1 protein-coding gene and 1 tRNA gene are annotated in these 20,113 nt (G+C 51.3%); one reads left to right on the top strand and one right to left on the bottom strand.

The window, feature by feature from the left end:
* Nucleotides 1-122 precede the first annotated feature (122 nt).
* Nucleotides 123-209: transfer RNA gene (locus tag ACJJI3_RS15330), tRNA-Leu, on the top strand.
* 169 nt (nt 210-378) lie between these two features.
* Here the strand turns inward: ACJJI3_RS15330 and ACJJI3_RS15335 are convergent.
* A complete protein-coding gene (locus ACJJI3_RS15335) occupies nt 379-20,073 on the bottom strand; it encodes a filamentous hemagglutinin N-terminal domain-containing protein (RefSeq protein WP_444940193.1) in 19,695 nt (6,564 codons plus the stop codon).
* Between the last annotated feature and the right edge of the window lie 40 nt (nt 20,074-20,113).

Consider the following 20,113-nt stretch of genomic DNA (forward strand, 5'->3'; position numbering starts at 1 on the left):
TAAGCGATTTCGCCAATTTTCCCGACCTAAGAAAAAAATGATGAAAAAAGCGCAACGCAGCCGTTGACACAGGGGGGGCAGATCTCTATAGTTCGCGTCCTCAACGGAGCACACGTTGATTTGCCCAGGTGGCGGAATTGGTAGACGCGCTAGCTTCAGGTGCTAGTGACCTAACGGTCGTGGAGGTTCAAGTCCTCTCCTGGGCACCAATTCCAAAAAGGCTGACTCGCAAGAGTCGGCCTTTTTTCGTTTGGGGAATTAATTTTTCTGCCCTGCCGCTCCTACTATTTGCTGAATGTGTATGAATATTATTTACTTGGCATAAAAAAAACCGGCCCATAAGAGCCGGCTTATTATTGCCCCCTTCAGGAGACCCCATCAGCCTCCTGCATTACTGTCGGTCAAACTTCCCATATCCCCAACACCTTCATCGGACAAATCTGAGGTCCCAACTTCTAGTTCGGCATCAAACGCTGTATCGACTTCTGTGCCCTCGGCAGCAGAAGTAACAGTGGGTTTTAATTCCCCAGCCTTAAGTCGCATCTCAGGGGAATTGACCGCATCAATTCCGCTGCTATATGGCTTCACAGCGCTGAAGATTGCTGGATCTACCTGAGTGAAATCTTCAACCGCACTTTGAACCGCAGACTTAAGCCCTTGAGATGCCTGGGCACCGGCAACAGACTCTAATTCATCACCAGTACTGGTCACAGTTGGGATCTGTCCAATGTATTCCGGCTCATAGTAGCTGACTGAATAGATATCGAGTGTATCGGTAATATCCACTCTAAGAGGATTGGTCGTGTCACCAATAATTGTCCAAAGATGAGTTTCAGAACCTAAAGTTACGGCAGAAGCTGTTATATGAGTGTCTCCATAAGTTTCAGCCGTTAGAACTCCGAAGTTTGAACTAGCCAGCGACACAGTGCCCCGACCAGAGTTAATCTCATCAATAACAAGGTCTCCGGCAGCCATAACACTAACGTCAATATCTGCTCCAGAGGTAGCGAGCGCCAGGGTACCCACTTCTGTTTCGATATCAACATCACCGCTAACAACCAGTTCCGCTCGATTTGCTGCCAGACTTCCGCCAATGGTTTCTGTTGTGCTGCTGGTGATATATATATCACCCTCACCATCGTAGCCAAGTCGCATGCCACTGGTAGAAAACTGGATTCCAGCCCCATTTTTATTGAAGTTTTCGGAAGTATTACCGCCATTTTCAAAATTAAAGGCCAAGTCTGTATCGACAGTAATACTGTCAGCGGTATTGTCTAGATATTCGAAACCATTAAATCTAAAACTGCCTACCTGATTTCCGCTAGAGTAAATTTCCCAGGTATCTCCCGCAAGGTTGTATTGAAAATCATCGTTTCCATCCCCGCCTGAAAGGTTGACGTCTTGACTAGCCTCCACATCCACCTGAACGTAGTCATTGCCGGCACCAAGGGAAATAATGTCAATTACGGTTCCCGATAAAATGACGACATCGTCACCAGCGCCACTATCAATTTCAGTCAGGGCGCCACCACTCAGAGCAAACTGATCGGAGCCGCCTCCAGCCATAATGGACTCGATACCAGTAATAGTGATTGACTCCCCATCACTGGTTACCGTGTTGCCCGAATCATTGATATCCCAATCGGTATCAATATTGGCGCCATACACAACATCAGTACCTGAACCAGCAGTAATGCTGTTCAAATCAGCAAAAGTTACTCCGCCGATCTCCATAATATCTAGTGCGCTAAATACATACTCACCATCTAAATTCTGACCTACATAGCTTCCAGCACCTTCAACCAGTTCAAGGTTCTCGAAAAATACCGTTAGGCTATTAATTTCAGCCTCAACACTACCATCGACGAGGGAGCCTCCAGAGCTAGTTGAAGTCCAGGCCGCTCCATCGGCACTAACGGTATCACTACCTTCCGCACCATCAATCGTTTCAAGTCCGCTGAAGTCAATACCAGCCACGCTAATATCGCCATTGGAGCTAAGTCTAAAGCTATCGTCGCCATCAGTTCCCAGTAACAAACTACTACTGCCTGAAGTATTCACACTTTCCAGGCCAGTAAAGCTAATGCCTGCTGTATCAAGAGCTTGGCTGCCCTGCAATTCGAATAGGGCAGAATCATAGGTATTTGTCAGGGTTTCGGTAATCGCACTCGAAATACTGTCGAAGGCCAGTGAGCCCGCCAACAATTGATTGTCAATACCAGTCAAAGCAAGGCCACCGCTATAGGCGCTGGCATCCAAGCTGTCGCTGCCGCCATTACCGTTCACAGCAGTCATGCCGGAAACCGTCATGGAATAAGCTTCAACATCCCCATCCGATTGCAGCACGTAGGCATCCGCACTCGTGGTTCCAACCAGATTGGCATTGACGGTGGTGAGAGTACTGACATCACTGAACGTGATGCTGCTGTTAATCGCTTCATTGTCAGTACCGGTCAGGGTCCAGTCGGCACCATCTGCGCCGATAACACTGTCGCTACCGTCGGCGGCATCTACGGTACTCAGGCCGGTGAAAGCAATATCGTAACTGGTGGCAGCGTTAGTACCGTCGACAGTAAAGCTGTCTGCACCACTGCTGCCCACCAGTGCTCCAGTGACCGCGCTAAATATGCCATTGAAAGTCAGCGCACCGGATTCCGCCGTCACCTGATTGTTGCTACCGGTCAGGGCCAGGCCTGCACTGTAGCCGCTGGCATCCAAGCTGTCGCTGCCGCCATTACCGTTCACAGCAGTCATGCCGGAAACCGTCATGGAATAAGCTTCAACATCCCCATCCGATTGCAGCACGTAGGCATCCGCATTCGTGGTTCCGACCAGATTGGCATTGACGGTGGTGAGAGTACTGACATCACTGAATGTGATGCTGCTGTTAATCGCTTCGTTGTCAGTACCGGTCAGGGTCCAGTCGGCACCATCTGCGCCGATAACACTGTCGCTACCATCGTCGGCATCTACGGTACTCAGGCCGGTAAAGGCAATATCGTAGCTGGTGGCAGCGTTAGTACCGTCGACAGTAAAGCTGTCTGCATCACTGCTGCCAACCAGTGCTGCTGTAACCGCGCTAAATATGCCGTTGAAAGTCAGCGCACCGGATTCCGCCGTCACCTGATTGTTGTTACCGGTCAGAGCCAGGCCTGCACTGTAGCCGCTGGCATCCAAGCTGTCGCTGCCGCCATTACCGTTCACGGCGGTCATGCCGGACACCGTCATGGAATAAGCTTCAACATCCCCATCCGATTGCAGCACGTAGGCATCCGCATTCGTGGTTCCAACCAGATTGGCATTGACGGTGGTGAGAGTACTGACATCACTGAACGTGATGCTGCTGTTAATCGCTTCGTTGTCAGTACCGGTCAGGGTCCAGTCGGCACCATCTGCGCCGATAACACTGTCGCTACCATCGGCGGCATTTACGGTACTCAGGCCGGTAAAGGCAATATCGTAGCTGGTGGCAGCGTTAGTACCGTCGACAGTAAAGCTGTCTGCATCACTGCTGCCAACCAGTGCTGCTGTAACCGCGCTAAATACGCCGTTGAAAGTCAGCGCACCGGATTCCGCCGTCACCTGATTGTTGCTACCGGTCAGGGCCAGGCCTGCACTGTAGCCGCTGGCATCCAAGCTGTCGCTGCCGCCATTACCGTTCACGGCGGTCATGCCGGACACTGTCATGAAGTCGACTTCAACATCCCCATCCGATTGCAGCACGTAAGCATCCGCATTCGTGGTTCCAACCAGATTGGCATTGACGGTGGTGAGAGTACTGACATCGCTGAATGTGATGCTGCTGTTAATCGCTTCGTTGTCAGTACCGGTCAGGGTCCAGTCGGCACCATCTGCGCCGATAACACTGTCGCTACCATCGGCGGCATCTACGGTACTCAGGCCGGTGAAGGCAATATCGTAGCTGGTGGCAGCGTTAGTACCGTCGACAATAAAGCTGTCTGCGCCACTGGTACCCGTTAGTGCTGCAGTGATTGCACTGGTAATACCATTAAAAGTTAGGGCGCCAGATTCCGCCGTCACCTGATTGTTGCTACCGGTCAGGGCCAGGCCTGCACTGTAGCCGCTGGCATCCAAGCTGTCGCTGCCGCCATTACCGTTCACGGCGGTCATGCCGGAAACCGTCATGGAATAAGCTTCAACATCCCCATCCGATTGCAGCACGTAGGCATCCGCATTCGTGGTTCCAACCAGATTGGCATTGACGGTGGTGAGAGTACTGACATCGCTGAACGTGATGCTGCTGTTAATCGCTTCGTTGTCAGTACCGGTCAGGGTCCAGTCGGCACCATCTGCGCCGATAACACTGTCGCTACCATCGGCGGCATTTACGGTACTCAGGCCGGTAAAGGCAATATCGTAGCTGGTGGCAGCGTTAGTACCGTCGACAGTAAAGCTGTCTGCATCACTGCTGCCAACCAGTGCTGCTGTAACCGCGCTAAATACGCCGTTGAAAGTCAGCGCACCGGATTCCGCCGTCACCTGATTGTTGCTACCGGTCAGGGCCAGGCCTGCACTGTAGCCGCTGGCATCCAAGCTGTCGCTGCCGCCATTACCGTTCACGGCGGTCATGCCGGACACCGTCATGAAGTCGACTTCAACATCCCCATCCGATTGCAGCACGTAAGCATCCGCATTCGTGGTTCCGACCAGATTGGCATTGACGGTGGTGAGAGTACTGACATCACTGAACGTGATGCTGCTGTTAATCGCTTTATTGTCAGTACCGGTCAGGGTCCAGTCGGCACCATCTGCGCCGATAACACTGTCGCTACCATCGGCGGCATCTACGGTACTCAGGCCGGTAAAGGCAATATCGTAGCTGGTGGCAGCGTTAGTACCGTCGACAGTAAAGCTGTCTGCATCACTGCTGCCAACCAGTGCTGCTGTAACCGCGCTAAATATGCCGTTGAAAGTCAGCGCACCGGATTCCGCCGTCACCTGATTGTTGCTACCGGTCAGGGCCAGGCCTGCACTGTAGCCGCTGGCATCCAAGTTGTCGCTGCCGCCATTACCGTTCACGGCGGTCATGCCGGACACCGTCATGAAGTCGACTTCAACATCTCCATCCGATTGCAGCACGTAGGCATCCGCATTCGTCGTTCCAACCAGGTTGGCATTGACGGTGGTGAGAGTACTGACATCGCTGAATGTGATGCTGCTGTTAATCGCTTCGTTGTCAGTACCGGTCAGGGTCCAGTCGGCACCATCTGCGCCGATAACACTGTCGCTACCATCGGCGGCATCTACGGTACTCAGGCCGGTAAAGGCAATATCGTAGCTGGTGGCAGCGTTAGTACCGTCGACAATAAAGCTGTCTGCATCACTGGTGCCTTCCAGCGCTGAAGTGACGGCACTAACAATACCAGTAAAAGTTAGGGCTCCGGACTGTGCGGTAACTTCATGATTAGCGCCGGTAAGCACCAAGCCATCACTGTAGCTACTGGCGTCTAGGGTGTCGTTGCCATCACCACCGTTCACAGCAGTCATACCAGAGACTGTCATGGAGTAGGCTTCAACATTCCCGCTAGACAGCAAGACAAAGGCATCAGCTGAATCGGTTCCAGTTAGGTTTGCATTTGAAGCTGTCAGGGTTTCAATATTACTGAAAGTAATACCGTTATTGGTTGCTTCGTAAGCAGTACCTGTCAGCTCCCAATCGACCCCGTCTGCACCAATAGCGCTATCAGTGCCATCTGCGGCATCAACACTGCTGATGCTGCTAAAGGCAATCTTATTGGCTGTAAGTGCTTCCCACCCGGTTACTTCAAAACTGTCATTATCGGTAGAAGCCTCTAGGCTGCCCCCACTGACGCTATCGATTCCACTAAACAGGATGGAGGCTGTTGAGACTTGATTATCCGTACCTGTCAGCGTGACAACGCCCAGTGCGGTAATACTGTCGCTACCATCTGCGGCATCTACGGTACTCAGGCCAGTAAAGCCGATATTGTAACTGGTGACTGCGTTATCGCCATCGACAGTGAAGCTGTCCGCACCACTGGTACCCGTTAGTGCTGCAGTGATTGCACTGGTAATACCATTAAAAGTTAGGGCGCCAGATTCCGCCGTCACCTGATTGTTGCTACCGGTCAGGGCCAGGCCTGCACTGTAACCGCTAGCATCCAGGGTGTCGTTGTTACTATTACCGTTCACGGCGGTCATGCCGGACACCGTCATGGAGTCGACTTCAACATCCCCATTCGATTGCAGCACGTAGGCATCCGCATTCGTGGTTCCGACCAGATTGGCATTGACGGTGGTGAGAGTACTGACATCGCTGAATGTGATGCTGCTGTTAATCGCTTCGTTGTCAGTACCGGTCAGGGTCCAGTCGGCACCATCTGCGCCGATAACACTGTCGCTACCATCGGCGGCATCTACGGTACTCAGGCCGGTAAAGGCAATATCGTAGCTGGTGGCAGCATTAGTACCGTCGACAGCAAAGCTGTCTGCATCACTGCTGCCAACCAGTGCTCCAGTGACCGCGCTAAATATGCCATTGAAAGTCAGCGCACCGGATTCCGCCGTCACCTGATTGTTGCTACCGGTCAGGGCCAGGCCTACACTGTAGCCGCTGGCATCCAAGCTGTCGCTGCCGCCATTACCATTCACGGCAGTCATGCCGGACACCGTCATGGAATAAGCTTCAACATCCCCATCCGATTGCAGCACGTAGGCATCCGCACTCGTGGTTCCAACCAGATTGGCATTGACGGTGGTGAGAGTACTGACATCACTGAACGTGATGCTGCTGTTAATCGCTTCATTGTCAGTACCGGTCAGGGTCCAGTCGGCACCATCTGCGCCGATAACACTGTCGCTACCGTCGGCGGCATCTACGGTACTCAGGCCGGTGAAAGCAATATCGTAACTGGTGGCAGCGTTAGTACCGTCGACAGTAAAGCTGTCTGCACCACTGCTGCCCACCAGTGCTCCAGTGACCGCGCTAAATATGCCATTGAAAGTCAGCGCACCGGATTCCGCCGTCACCTGATTGTTGCTACCGGTCAGGGCCAGGCCTGCACTGTAACCGCTAGCATCCAGGGTGTCGTTGTTACTATTACCGTTCACGGCGGTCATGCCGGACACCGTCATGAAGTCGACTTCAACATCCCCATCCGATTTCAGCACGTAAGCATCCGCATTCGTGGTTCCGACCAGATTGGCATTGACGGTGGTGAGAGTACTGACATCACTGAACGTGATGCTGCTGTTAATCGCTTCGTTGTCAGTACCGGTCAGGGTCCAGTCGGCACCATCTGCGCCGATAACACTGTCGCTACCATCGGCGGCATCTACGGTACTCAGGCCGGTAAAGGCAATATCGTAGCTGGTGGCAGCGTTAGTACCGTCGACAGTAAAGCTGTCTGCATCACTGCTGCCAACCAGTGCTGCTGTAACCGCGCTAAATATGCCGTTGAAAGTCAGCACACCGGATTCCGCCGTCACCTGATTGTTGCTACCGGTCAGGGCCAGGCCTGCACTGTAGCCGCTGGCATCCAAGCTGTCGCTGCCGCCATTACCGTTCACGGCGGTCATGCCGGACACCGTCATGAAGTCGACTTCAACATCCCCATCCGATTGCAGCACGTAAGCATCCGCATTCGTGGTTCCAACCAGATTGGCATTGACGGTGGTGAGAGTACTGACATCGCTGAATGTGATGCTGCTGTTAATCGCTTCGTTGTCAGTACCGGTCAGGGTCCAGTCGGCACCATCTGCGCCGATAACACTGTCGCTACCATCGGCGGCATCTACGGTACTCAGGCCGGTAAAGGCAATATCGTAGCTGGTGGCAGCATTAGTACCGTCGACAGTAAAGCTGTCTGCATCACTGCTGCCAACCAGTGCCGCTGTAACCGCGCTAAATATGCCGTTGAAAGTCAGCGCACCGGATTCCGCCGTCACCTGATTGTTGTTACCGGTCAGAGCCAGGCCTGCACTGTAGCCGCTGGCATCCAAGCTGTCGCTGCCGCCATTACCGTTCACGGCGGTCATGCCGGACACTGTCATGAAGTCGACTTCAACATCCCCATCCGATTGCAGCACGTAAGCATCCGCATTCGTGGTTCCAACCAGATTGGCATTGACGGTGGTGAGAGTACTGACATCGCTGAATGTGATGCTGCTGTTAATCGCTTCGTTGTCAGTACCGGTCAGGGTCCAGTCGGCACCATCTGCGCCGATAACACTGTCGCTACCATCGGCGGCATCTACGGTACTCAGGCCGGTGAAGGCAATATCGTAGCTGGTGGCAGCGTTAGTACCGTCGACAATAAAGCTGTCTGCGCCACTGGTACCCGTTAGTGCTGCAGTGATTGCACTGGTAATACCATTAAAAGTTAGGGCGCCAGATTCCGCCGTCACCTGATTGTTGCTACCGGTCAGGGCCAGGCCTGCACTGTAGCCGCTGGCATCCAAGCTGTCGCTGCCGCCATTACCGTTCACGGCGGTCATGCCGGAAACCGTCATGGAATAAGCTTCAACATCCCCATCCGATTGCAGCACGTAGGCATCCGCATTCGTGGTTCCAACCAGATTGGCATTGACGGTGGTGAGAGTACTGACATCGCTGAACGTGATGCTGCTGTTAATCGCTTCGTTGTCAGTACCGGTCAGGGTCCAGTCGGCACCATCTGCGCCGATAACACTGTCGCTACCATCGGCGGCATTTACGGTACTCAGGCCGGTAAAGGCAATATCGTAGCTGGTGGCAGCGTTAGTACCGTCGACAGTAAAGCTGTCTGCATCACTGCTGCCAACCAGTGCTGCTGTAACCGCGCTAAATATGCCGTTGAAAGTCAGCGCACCGGATTCCGCCGTCACCTGATTGTTGTTACCGGTCAGGGCCAGGCCTGCACTGTAGCCGCTGGCATCCAAGCTGTCGCTGCCGCCATTACCGTTCACGGCGGTCATGCCGGACACCGTCATGAAGTCGACTTCAACATCCCCATCCGATTGCAGCACGTAAGCATCCGCATTCGTGGTTCCGACCAGATTGGCATTGACGGTGGTGAGAGTACTGACATCACTGAACGTGATGCTGCTGTTAATCGCTTTATTGTCAGTACCGGTCAGGGTCCAGTCGGCACCATCTGCGCCGATAACACTGTCGCTACCATCGGCGGCATCTACGGTACTCAGGCCGGTAAAGGCAATATCGTAGCTGGTGGCAGCGTTAGTACCGTCGACAGTAAAGCTGTCTGCATCACTGCTGCCAACCAGTGCTGCTGTAACCGCGCTAAATATGCCGTTGAAAGTCAGCGCACCGGATTCCGCCGTCACCTGATTGTTGCTACCGGTCAGGGCCAGGCCTGCACTGTAGCCGCTGGCATCCAAGCTGTCGCTGCCGCCATTACCATTCACGGCGGTCATGCCGGACACCGTCATGAAGTCGACTTCAACATCCCCATTCGATTGCAGCACGTAGGCATCCGCATTCGTGGTTCCGACCAGATTGGCATTGACGGTGGTGAGAGTACTGACATCACTGAATGTGATGCCGCTGTTAATCGCTTTATTGTCAGTACCGGTCAGGGTCCAGTCGGCACCATCTGCGCCGATAACACTGTCGCTACCATCGGCGGCATCTACGGTACTCAGGCCGGTAAAGGCAATATCGTAGCTGGTGGCAGCGTTAGTACCGTCGACAGTAAAGCTGTCTGCATCACTGCTGCCAACCAGTGCTGCTGTAACCGCGCTAAATATGCCATTGAAAGTCAGCGCACCGGATTCCGCCGTCACCTGATTGTTGTTACCGGTCAGAGCCAGGCCTGCACTGTAGCCGCTGGCATCCAAGCTGTCGCTGCCGCCATTACCGTTCACGGCGGTCATGCCGGACACCGTCATGGAATAAGCTTCAACATTTCCACTGGATAGTAAGGCAAAGGCATCAGCTGAATTAGTTCCAGTTAGATTTGCACTTGAAGCGGTCAGGGTTTCTACATTATTAAATGTGATACTGTTATTTGTCGCTTCGTAGTCTGTGCCGGTCAGCTCCCAATTAAAACCGTCTGCCCCGGTGACACTATCCGCGCCACCTTTTGCATCAATATTTCCAGAGAAACCGCTAACATCAATGGCATTTGCCGTAATCGTACCGTCACTTGCCACGACAAAAGTATCTGGATCTGCGGAGCCAATAAGACCAGCATTCACTGCAATGATATTTTCTATGGTGCTGAAGGTGATGCCGCTGCTTTCAGCCTTATAATTTGCACCAGTCAATGTCCAGTCCGCGCCATCGGCGCCAGTCACACTGTCCTCTCCACCCAAAGCATCGATTGTGCTCAGGCCGGTGAATGCGATGTTGTAGCTGGTGGCAGCGTTAGTACCGTCGACAATAAAGCTGTCTGCATCACTGGTGCCTTCCAGCGCTGAAGTGACGGCACTAACAATACCAGTAAAAGTTAGGGCTCCGGACTGTGCGGTAACTTCATGATTAGCGCCGGTAAGCACCAAGCCATCACTGTAGCTACTGGCGTCTAGGGTGTCGTTGCCATCACCACCGTTCACAGCAGTCATACCAGAGACTGTCATGGAGTAGGCTTCAACATTCCCGCTAGACAGCAAGACAAAGGCATCAGCTGAATCGGTTCCAGTTAGGTTTGCATTTGAAGCTGTCAGGGTTTCAATATTACTGAAAGTAATACCGTTATTGGTTGCTTCGTAAGCAGTACCTGTCAGCTCCCAATCGACCCCGTCTGCACCAATAGCGCTATCAGTGCCATCTGCGGCATCAACACTGCTGATGCTGCTAAAGGCAATCTTATTGGCTGTAAGTGCTTCCCACCCGGTTACTTCAAAACTGTCATTATCGGTAGAAGCCTCTAGGCTGCCCCCACTGACGCTATCGATTCCACTAAACAGGATGGAGGCTGTTGAGACTTGATTATCCGTACCTGTCAGCGTGACAACGCCCAGTGCGGTAATACTGTCGCTACCATCTGCGGCATCTACGGTACTCAGGCCAGTAAAGCCGATATTGTAACTGGTGACTGCGTTATCGCCATCGACAGTGAAGCTGTCCGCACCACTGGTACCCGTTAGTGCTGCAGTGATTGCACTGGTAATACCATTAAAAGTTAGGGCGCCAGATTCCGCCGTCACCTGATTGTTGCTACCGGTCAGGGCCAGGCCTGCACTGTAACCGCTAGCATCCAGGGTGTCGTTGTTACTATTACCGTTCACGGCGGTCATGCCGGACACCGTCATGGAGTCGACTTCAACATCCCCATTCGATTGCAGCACGTAGGCATCCGCATTCGTGGTTCCGACCAGATTGGCATTGACGGTGGTGAGAGTACTGACATCGCTGAATGTGATGCTGCTGTTAATCGCTTCGTTGTCAGTACCGGTCAGGGTCCAGTCGGCACCATCTGCGCCGATAACACTGTCGCTACCATCGGCGGCATCTACGGTACTCAGGCCGGTAAAGGCAATATCGTAGCTGGTGGCAGCATTAGTACCGTCGACAGCAAAGCTGTCTGCATCACTGCTGCCAACCAGTGCTCCAGTGACCGCGCTAAATATGCCATTGAAAGTCAGCGCACCGGATTCCGCCGTCACCTGATTGTTGCTACCGGTCAGGGCCAGGCCTACACTGTAGCCGCTGGCATCCAAGCTGTCGCTGCCGCCATTACCATTCACGGCAGTCATGCCGGACACCGTCATGGAATAAGCTTCAACATCCCCATCCGATTGCAGCACGTAGGCATCCGCACTCGTGGTTCCAACCAGATTGGCATTGACGGTGGTGAGAGTACTGACATCACTGAACGTGATGCTGCTGTTAATCGCTTCATTGTCAGTACCGGTCAGGGTCCAGTCGGCACCATCTGCGCCGATAACACTGTCGCTACCGTCGGCGGCATCTACGGTACTCAGGCCGGTGAAAGCAATATCGTAGCTGGTGGCAGCGTTAGTACCGTCGACAGTAAAGCTGTCTGCACCACTGCTGCCCACCAGTGCTCCAGTGACCGCGCTAAATATGCCATTGAAAGTCAGCGCACCGGATTCCGCCGTCACCTGATTGTTGCTACCGGTCAGGGCCAGGCCTGCACTGTAGCCGCTGGCATCCAAGCTGTCGCTGCCGCCATTACCGTTCACGGCGGTCATGCCGGACACCGTCATGGAATAAGCTTCAACATTTCCACTGGATAGTAAGGCAAAGGCATCAGCTGAATTAGTTCCAGTTAGATTTGCACTTGAAGCGGTCAGGGTTTCTACATTATTAAATGTGATACTGTTATTTGTCGCTTCGTAGTCTGTGCCGGTCAGCTCCCAATTAAAACCGTCTGCCCCGGTGACACTATCCGCGCCACCTTTTGCATCAATATTTCCAGAGAAACCGCTAACATCAATGGCATTTGCCGTAATCGTACCGTCACTTGCCACGACAAAAGTATCTGGATCTGCGGAGCCAATAAGACCAGCATTCACTGCAATGATATTTTCTATGGTGCTGAAGGTGATGCCGCTGCTTTCAGCCTTATAATTTGCACCAGTCAATGTCCAGTCCGCGCCATCGGCGCCAGTCACACTGTCCTCTCCACCCAAAGCATCGATTGTGCTCAGGCCGGTGAATGCGATGTTGTAGCTGGTGGCAGCGTTAGTACCGTCGACAATAAAGCTGTCTGCATCACTGGTGCCTTCCAGCGCTGAAGTGACGGCACTAACAATACCAGTAAAAGTTAGGGCTCCGGACTGTGCGGTAACTTCATGATTAGCGCCGGTAAGCACCAAGCCATCACTGTAGCTACTGGCGTCTAGGGTGTCGTTGCCATCACCACCGTTCACAGCAGTCATACCAGAGACTGTCATGGAGTAGGCTTCAACATTCCCGCTAGACAGCAAGACAAAGGCATCAGCTGAATCGGTTCCAGTTAGGTTTGCATTTGAAGCTGTCAGGGTTTCAATATTACTGAAAGTAATACCGTTATTGGTTGCTTCGTAAGCAGTACCTGTCAGCTCCCAATCGACCCCGTCTGCACCAATAGCGCTATCAGTGCCATCTGCGGCATCAACACTGCTGATGCTGCTAAAGGCAATCTTATTGGCTGTAAGTGCTTCCCACCCGGTTACTTCAAAACTGTCATTATCGGTAGAAGCCTCTAGGCTGCCCCCACTGACGCTATCGATTCCACTAAACAGGATGGAGGCTGTTGAGACTTGATTATCCGTACCTGTCAGCGTGACAACGCCCAGTGCGGTAATACTGTCGCTACCATCTGCGGCATCTACGGTACTCAGGCCAGTAAAGCCGATATTGTAACTGGTGACTGCGTTATCGCCATCGACAGTGAAGCTGTCCGCACCACTGGTACCCGTTAGTGCTGCAGTGATTGCACTGGTAATACCATTAAAAGTTAGGGCGCCAGATTCCGCCGTCACCTGATTGTTGCTACCGGTCAGGGCCAGGCCTGCACTGTAACCGCTAGCATCCAGGGTGTCGTTGTTACTATTACCGTTCACGGCGGTCATGCCGGACACCGTCATGGAGTCGACTTCAACATCCCCATTCGATTGCAGCACGTAGGCATCCGCATTCGTGGTTCCGACCAGATTGGCATTGACGGTGGTGAGAGTACTGACATCACTGAATGTGATGCCGCTGTTAATCGCTTTATTGTCAGTACCGGTCAGGGTCCAGTCGGCACCATCTGCGCCGATAACACTGTCGCTACCATCGGCAGCATCTACGGTACTCAGGCCGGTAAAGGCAATATCGTAGCTGGTGGCAGCGTTAGTACCGTCGACAGTAAAGCTGTCTGCATCACTGCTGCCAACCAGTGCTCCAGTGACCGCGCTAAATATGCCATTGAAAGTCAGCGCACCAGATTCCGCCGTCACCTGATTGTTGCTACCGGTCAGGGCCAGGCCTGCACTGTAGCCGCTGGCATCCAAGCTGTCGCTGCCGCCATTACCATTCACGGCAGTCATGCCGGACACCGTCATGAAGTCAACTTCAACATCCCCATCCGATTGCAGCACGTAGGCATCCGCATTCGTGGTTCCAACCAGATTGGCATTGACGGTGGTGAGAGTACTGACATCACTGAATGTGATGCCGCTGTTAATCGCTTTATTGTCAGTACCGGTCAGGGTCCAGTCGGCACCATCTGCGCCGATAACACTGTCGCTACCATCGGCAGCATCTACGGTACTCAGGCCGGTAAAGGCAATATCGTAGCTGGTGGCAGCGTTAGTACCGTCGACAGTAAAGCTGTCTGCATCACTGCTGCCAACCAGTGCTGCTGTAACCGCGCTAAATATGCCATTGAAAGTCAGCGCACCGGATTCCGCCGTCACCTGATTGTTGTTACCGGTCAGAGCCAGGCCTGCACTGTAGCCGCTGGCATCCAAGCTGTCGCTGCCGCCATTACCGTTCACGGCGGTCATGCCGGACACCGTCATGGAATAAGCTTCAACATTTCCACTGGATAGTAAGGCAAAGGCATCAGCTGAATTAGTTCCAGTTAGATTTGCACTTGAAGCGGTCAGGGTTTCTACATTATTAAATGTGATACTGTTATTTGTCGCTTCGTAGTCTGTGCCGGTCAGCTCCCAATTAAAACCGTCTGCCCCGGTGACACTATCCGCGCCACCTTTTGCATCAATATTTCCAGAGAAACCGCTAACATCAATGGCATTTGCCGTAATCGTACCGTCACTTGCCACGACAAAAGTATCTGGATCTGCGGAGCCAATAAGACCAGCATTCACTGCAATGATATTTTCTATGGTGCTGAAGGTGATGCCGCTGCTTTCAGCCTTATAATTTGCACCAGTCAATGTCCAGTCCGCGCCATCGGCTCCCACCGCCGTATCTGTACCTAAATCTGCAACAACAGAACTTACGCCGCTAAAATCTATTTCTGCCACAGATAAAGCATTGGTGCCCGTAACTGTAAATTCATCCGTACCCGTTGTGCCAGTCAGTGTCGACACCACAACTTCGTTCATATTTAAAAAGGATAAATCGCCAGAGTCAGCGGTAACTTGATTATCACTTCCCGTTAACGCTACGCCAGCACTATAAGCGCTGGCATCCAGGCTATCTTGTTCAGCCGCGTCTCCATTACCGTCTACTGCTGACATACCGGCAGCGGTAATTTCATAGGCCTTCACTGTTCCATCGGCATTAAGCGTAAAACTGTCTGTGTCGGTTGTGCCGACTAAATTGGCATTGGTTACCGTAATTGCATCAATGCCACTAAAAGTGATCCCGCTATTTTCCGCCTGATTATTTGTCCCGGCCAGATTCCAATCTATGCCGTCGGCACCCACCGCCGTATCTGTACCTAAATCTGCAACAACAGAACTTACACCGCTAAAATCTATTTCTGCCACAGATAAAGCGTTGGTGCCCGTAACTGTAAATTCATCCGTGCCCGTCGTGCCAGTCAGTGTCGACACCACAACTTCGTGCATATTTAAAAAGGATAAATCGCCAGAGTCAGCGGTAACTTGATTATCACTTCCCGTTAACGCTACGCCAGCACTATAAGCGCTGGCATTCAGGCTATCTTGTTCAGCCGCGTCTCCATTACCGTCTACTGCTGACATACCGGCAGCGGTAATTTCATAGGCCTTCACTGTTCCATCAGCATTAAGCGTAAAATTGTCTGTGTCGGTTGTGCCGACTAAATTGGCATTAGTTACCGTAATTGCATCAATGCCACTAAAAGTGATCCCGCTATTTTCCGCCTGATTATTTGTCCCGGCCAGATTCCAATCTATGCCATCGGCACCCACCGCCGTATCTGTACCTAAATCTGCAACAACAGAACTTACGCCGCTAAAATCTATTTCTACCGCAGATAAAGCATTGGTGCCCGTAACTGTAAATTCATCCGTACCCGTCGTGCCAGTCAGTGTCGACACCACAACTTCGTGCATATTTAAAAAGGATAAATCGCCAGAGTCAGCGGTAACTTGATTATCACTTCCCGTTAACGCTACACCAGCACTATAAGCGCTGGCATCTAGGCTATCTTGTTCAGCCGTGTCTCCATTACCGTCTACTGCTGACATACCGGCAGCGGTAATTTCATAGGCCTTCACTGTTCCATCGGCATTAAGCGTAAAACTGTCTGTGTCGGTTGTGCCGACTAAATTGGCATTGGTTACCGTAATTGCATCAATGCCACTAAAAGTGATCCCGCTATTTTCCGCCTGATTATTTGTCCCGGCCAGATTCCAATCTATGCCATCGGCACCCACCGCCGTATCTGTACCTAAATCTGCAACAACAGAACTTACGCCACTAAAATCTATTTCTGCCGCAGATAAAGTATTGGTGCCCGTAACTGTAAATTCATCCGTACCCGTCGTGCCAGTCAGTGTCGACACCACAACTTCGTGCATATTTAAAAAGGATAAATCGCCAGAGTCAGCGGTAACTTGATTATCACTTCCCGTTAACGCTACGCCAGCACTATAAGCGCTGGCATCCAGGCTATCTTGTTCAGCCGCGTCTCCATTACCGTCTACTGCTGACATACCGGCAGCGGTAATTTCATAGGCCTTCACTGTTCCATCGGCATTAAGCGTAAAATTGTCTGTGTCGGTTGTGCCGACTAAATTGGCATTGGTTACCGTAATTGCATCAATGCCACTAAAAGTGATCCCGCTATTTTCCGCCTGATTATTTGTCCCGGCCAGATTCCAATCTATGCCATCGGCACCCACCGCCGTATCTGTACCTAAATCTGCAACAACAGAACTTACGCCGCTAAAATCTATTTCTGCCGCAGATAAAGTATTGGTGCCCGTAACTGTAAATTCATCCGTACCTGTCGTGCCAGTCAGTGTCGACACCACAACTTCGTGCATATTTAAAAAGGATAAATCGCCAGAGTCAGCGGTAACTTGATTATCACTTCCCGTTAACGCTACGCCAGCACTATAAGCACTGGCATCCAGGCTATCTTGTTCAGCCGCGTCTCCATTACCGTCTACTGCTGACATACCGGCAGCGGTAATTTCATAGGCCTTCACTGTTCCATCGGCATTAAGCGTAAAACTGTCTGTGTCGGTTGTGCCGACTAAATTGGCATTGGTTACCGTAATTGCATCAATGCCACTAAAAGTGATCCCGCTATTTTCCGCCTGATTATTTGTCCCGGCCAGATTCCAATCTATGCCGTCGGCACCCACCGCCGTATCTGTACCTAAATCTGCAACAACAGAACTTACGCCGCTAAAATCTATTTCTGCCACAGATAAAGCATTGGTGCCCGTAACTGTAAATTCATCCGTACCCGTTGTGCCAGTCAGTGTCGACACCACAACTTCGTGCATATTTAAAAAGGATAAATCGCCAGAGTCAGCGGTAACTTGATTATCACTTCCCGTTAACGCTACGCCAGCACTATAAGCGCTGGCATTCAGGCTATCTTGTTCAGCCGCGTCTCCATTACCGTCTACTGCTGACATACCGGCAGCGGTAATTTCATAGGCCTTCACTGTTCCATCGGCATTAAGCGTAAAATTGTCTGTGTCGGTTGTGCCGACTAAATTGGCATTGGTTACCGTAATTGCATCAATGCCACTAAAAGTGATCCCGCTATTTTCCGCCTGATTATTTGTCCCGGCCAGATTCCAATCTATGCCATCGGCACCCACCGCCGTATCTGTACCTAAATCTGCAACAACAGAACTTACGCCGCTAAAATCTATTTCTGCCGCAGATAAAGTATTGGTGCCCGTAACTGTAAATTCATCCGTACCCGTTGTGCCAGTCAGTGTCGACACCACAACTTCGTGCATATTTAAAAAGGATAAATCGCCAGAGTCAGCGGTAACTTGATTATCACTTCCCGTTAACGCTACGCCAGCACTATAAGCGCTGGCATCCAGGCTATCTTGTTCAGCCGCGTCTCCGTTACCATCTACCACAGACACACCGGAAGCGGTCATTCCATAAACGGTAACAGTACCATCAGCATTAAGTTCAAAACTATCCGTCCCCGATGTACCCTTTAAATCAGCATCGGAAAGCTCATTAACATTGCTAAATGCAATCGAACTAATGGTCGTTTCTTTATTATTTCCGGTCAGCTCTGCTATCGCATCAGAAATACCGCCGGCAGAAATACTATTTTCTCCTCCACCCAAATTCACCTGCTCAATTTCGGAGAAGGAAATATTGCCAAATGTAAATGCGTTATCGCCACTAAGGATTATATTGTCATCCGCATCTGAAAATATAAAAGTATCAGCATCACTATGACCAGTAATAGTGCCAGCTTGCAGTACAGTAAGGTCACCCAGAGTGTTGCTGCTTTCATTAATATCGTCAGAATCGAAAGGGTTTACCCCTACACTGAGCTCAAAGTTATAAACATTTATACTTCCTGCATTAGTGAATGATCCACCTGCATCGATAAAAAGTGTAGCGTCAGCATTACTACTAGAAATACTACCGGTACTGGCAATTTCAACATCCGTATATGACTGTAATATAAGACTATTATCAGTACCCCAACTTAGCGCAGAAGAAACCAAAATGCCTTCAGAAAAGCTATCACCATCCTCAGGTTCGAGCGCATCGTCATTGACGTCCCCTGAATTTGCACCCGTCACTTTGATAGTTACATCGCTATTATTCAGGGCAGATTCAATAGCTCCTGTTGAAACACAATTACTTGCATTAATGTCACAACCAGCAGAAATCTCCATCGAATCCGGATCCAATAACCAGAGCCCTGTCTCCCCGTCGCCATGGCTAAGGGTGGAGACAAACATATTGTCTTCATCCAGATTTAGGTAAATCTTGCCAGAGGTTTCTACCAGACCACCATCACCACCGTCCGCCCCTGACTCAGCCAAAATCGTACCACCAAAATTGGTAGTTTCATCAGCCCAAACAATAACGGTGCCGCCATCAGTATCGCCAACCCCACTGGCATCGATAGTGGCTTCCGCCGTAACCGTGGTGGTTTTGGCATTGCGAATATCCTCGTTGTCCCCCTGGTAGTCACCTCCAACAAGGACTTCGCCACCGGAGGAAGTGCCGCGGGCATCAACGTTCCCGCTGACAACCACTTCATCACCTAAAACGTTAACAGCACCACCACTGCCAGAGTGTGCTGCTACCGAAATATATCCACTGTGCTCAGCGAAATCGCCATCCAGGACAACCTCACCACCGATACTGCCCGATGCATCAAGAGTTCCGCTATTTACGACTCCAGAACCCGAGCCAAATAGGCGAATCTTACCTCCACTAGTGTCAATACCATGAGCGGTAATAGTACCTTCATTGTTTACTGCGGCAGTAAACAAGTCACCGGAAACGCTTGCCTCCATTAAAACCTGGGCGCCTTCGATAGCCCCTTCATTTAATGCAGCGCTATCTAGGCCGAGGTCATTTTCCATAACCTCTTTAGTAACTTTAATACCAATCATTCCATCGGCATCAAAAGTTAATAAAGCCTCATCTGCTGCTGCCAGGCTAACGAGTTCAGCACTGATCAAACCACTAGAAGCATTTGTAACCTGTTTACCTACCAAAACCGCACTGGATGCATTAATCACACCGCGGTTAACAACAACTCCAGAAGAACCCGATTCACCTTTAAAGGCAAAGTCACCATTCATAAAGTCTTCAGGGCTCATATCGAGCCCAGAAGCCGTTATCGCACCAACATTGACCGTGGCCGTTTCTGTAAAAAGAACGCCTCTCGGGTTCACCAAAATAACGTGGCCATTGGCTTCTATCGCACCTTGGATTGTGGTGACATCCTGATCCAAAATCCGGTTAAGTACGATAGAGGAAGAATCCGGCTGCAGAAATTTAACCAGTTCCTCTTCACTTAAATTAAAGGACTCCCAATCGATTGATAACAGGTCTGTTACCTGATCGACTGTTGTTGTAGTTCCATCAACATCAATGGTGCCGCTGCCGCCGGTTACCACTCCACCTTCAGGTCCAGCATGAACCATCGGGCTGATTAGCCCAGCAAACAGGCCAGCATAGGCAAAACTTGACACCTTAATGGCACTTGCTAATTTTCTTAACTCAAGCTTTTTGTTTTTGGCTTTCATACCAGCACCTTGCGAAGAGGAGAACCCTGCTACTTTTCTG

This window comes from Microbulbifer maximicatervae (SeqCode), assembly GCF_052466985.1.

Coding starts and splice junctions, on each gene's coding strand:
- ACJJI3_RS15335 (WP_444940193.1), bottom strand. CDS start 20,073: ATGAAAGCCAAAAACAAAAAGCTTGAGTTAAGAAAATTAGCAAGTGCC.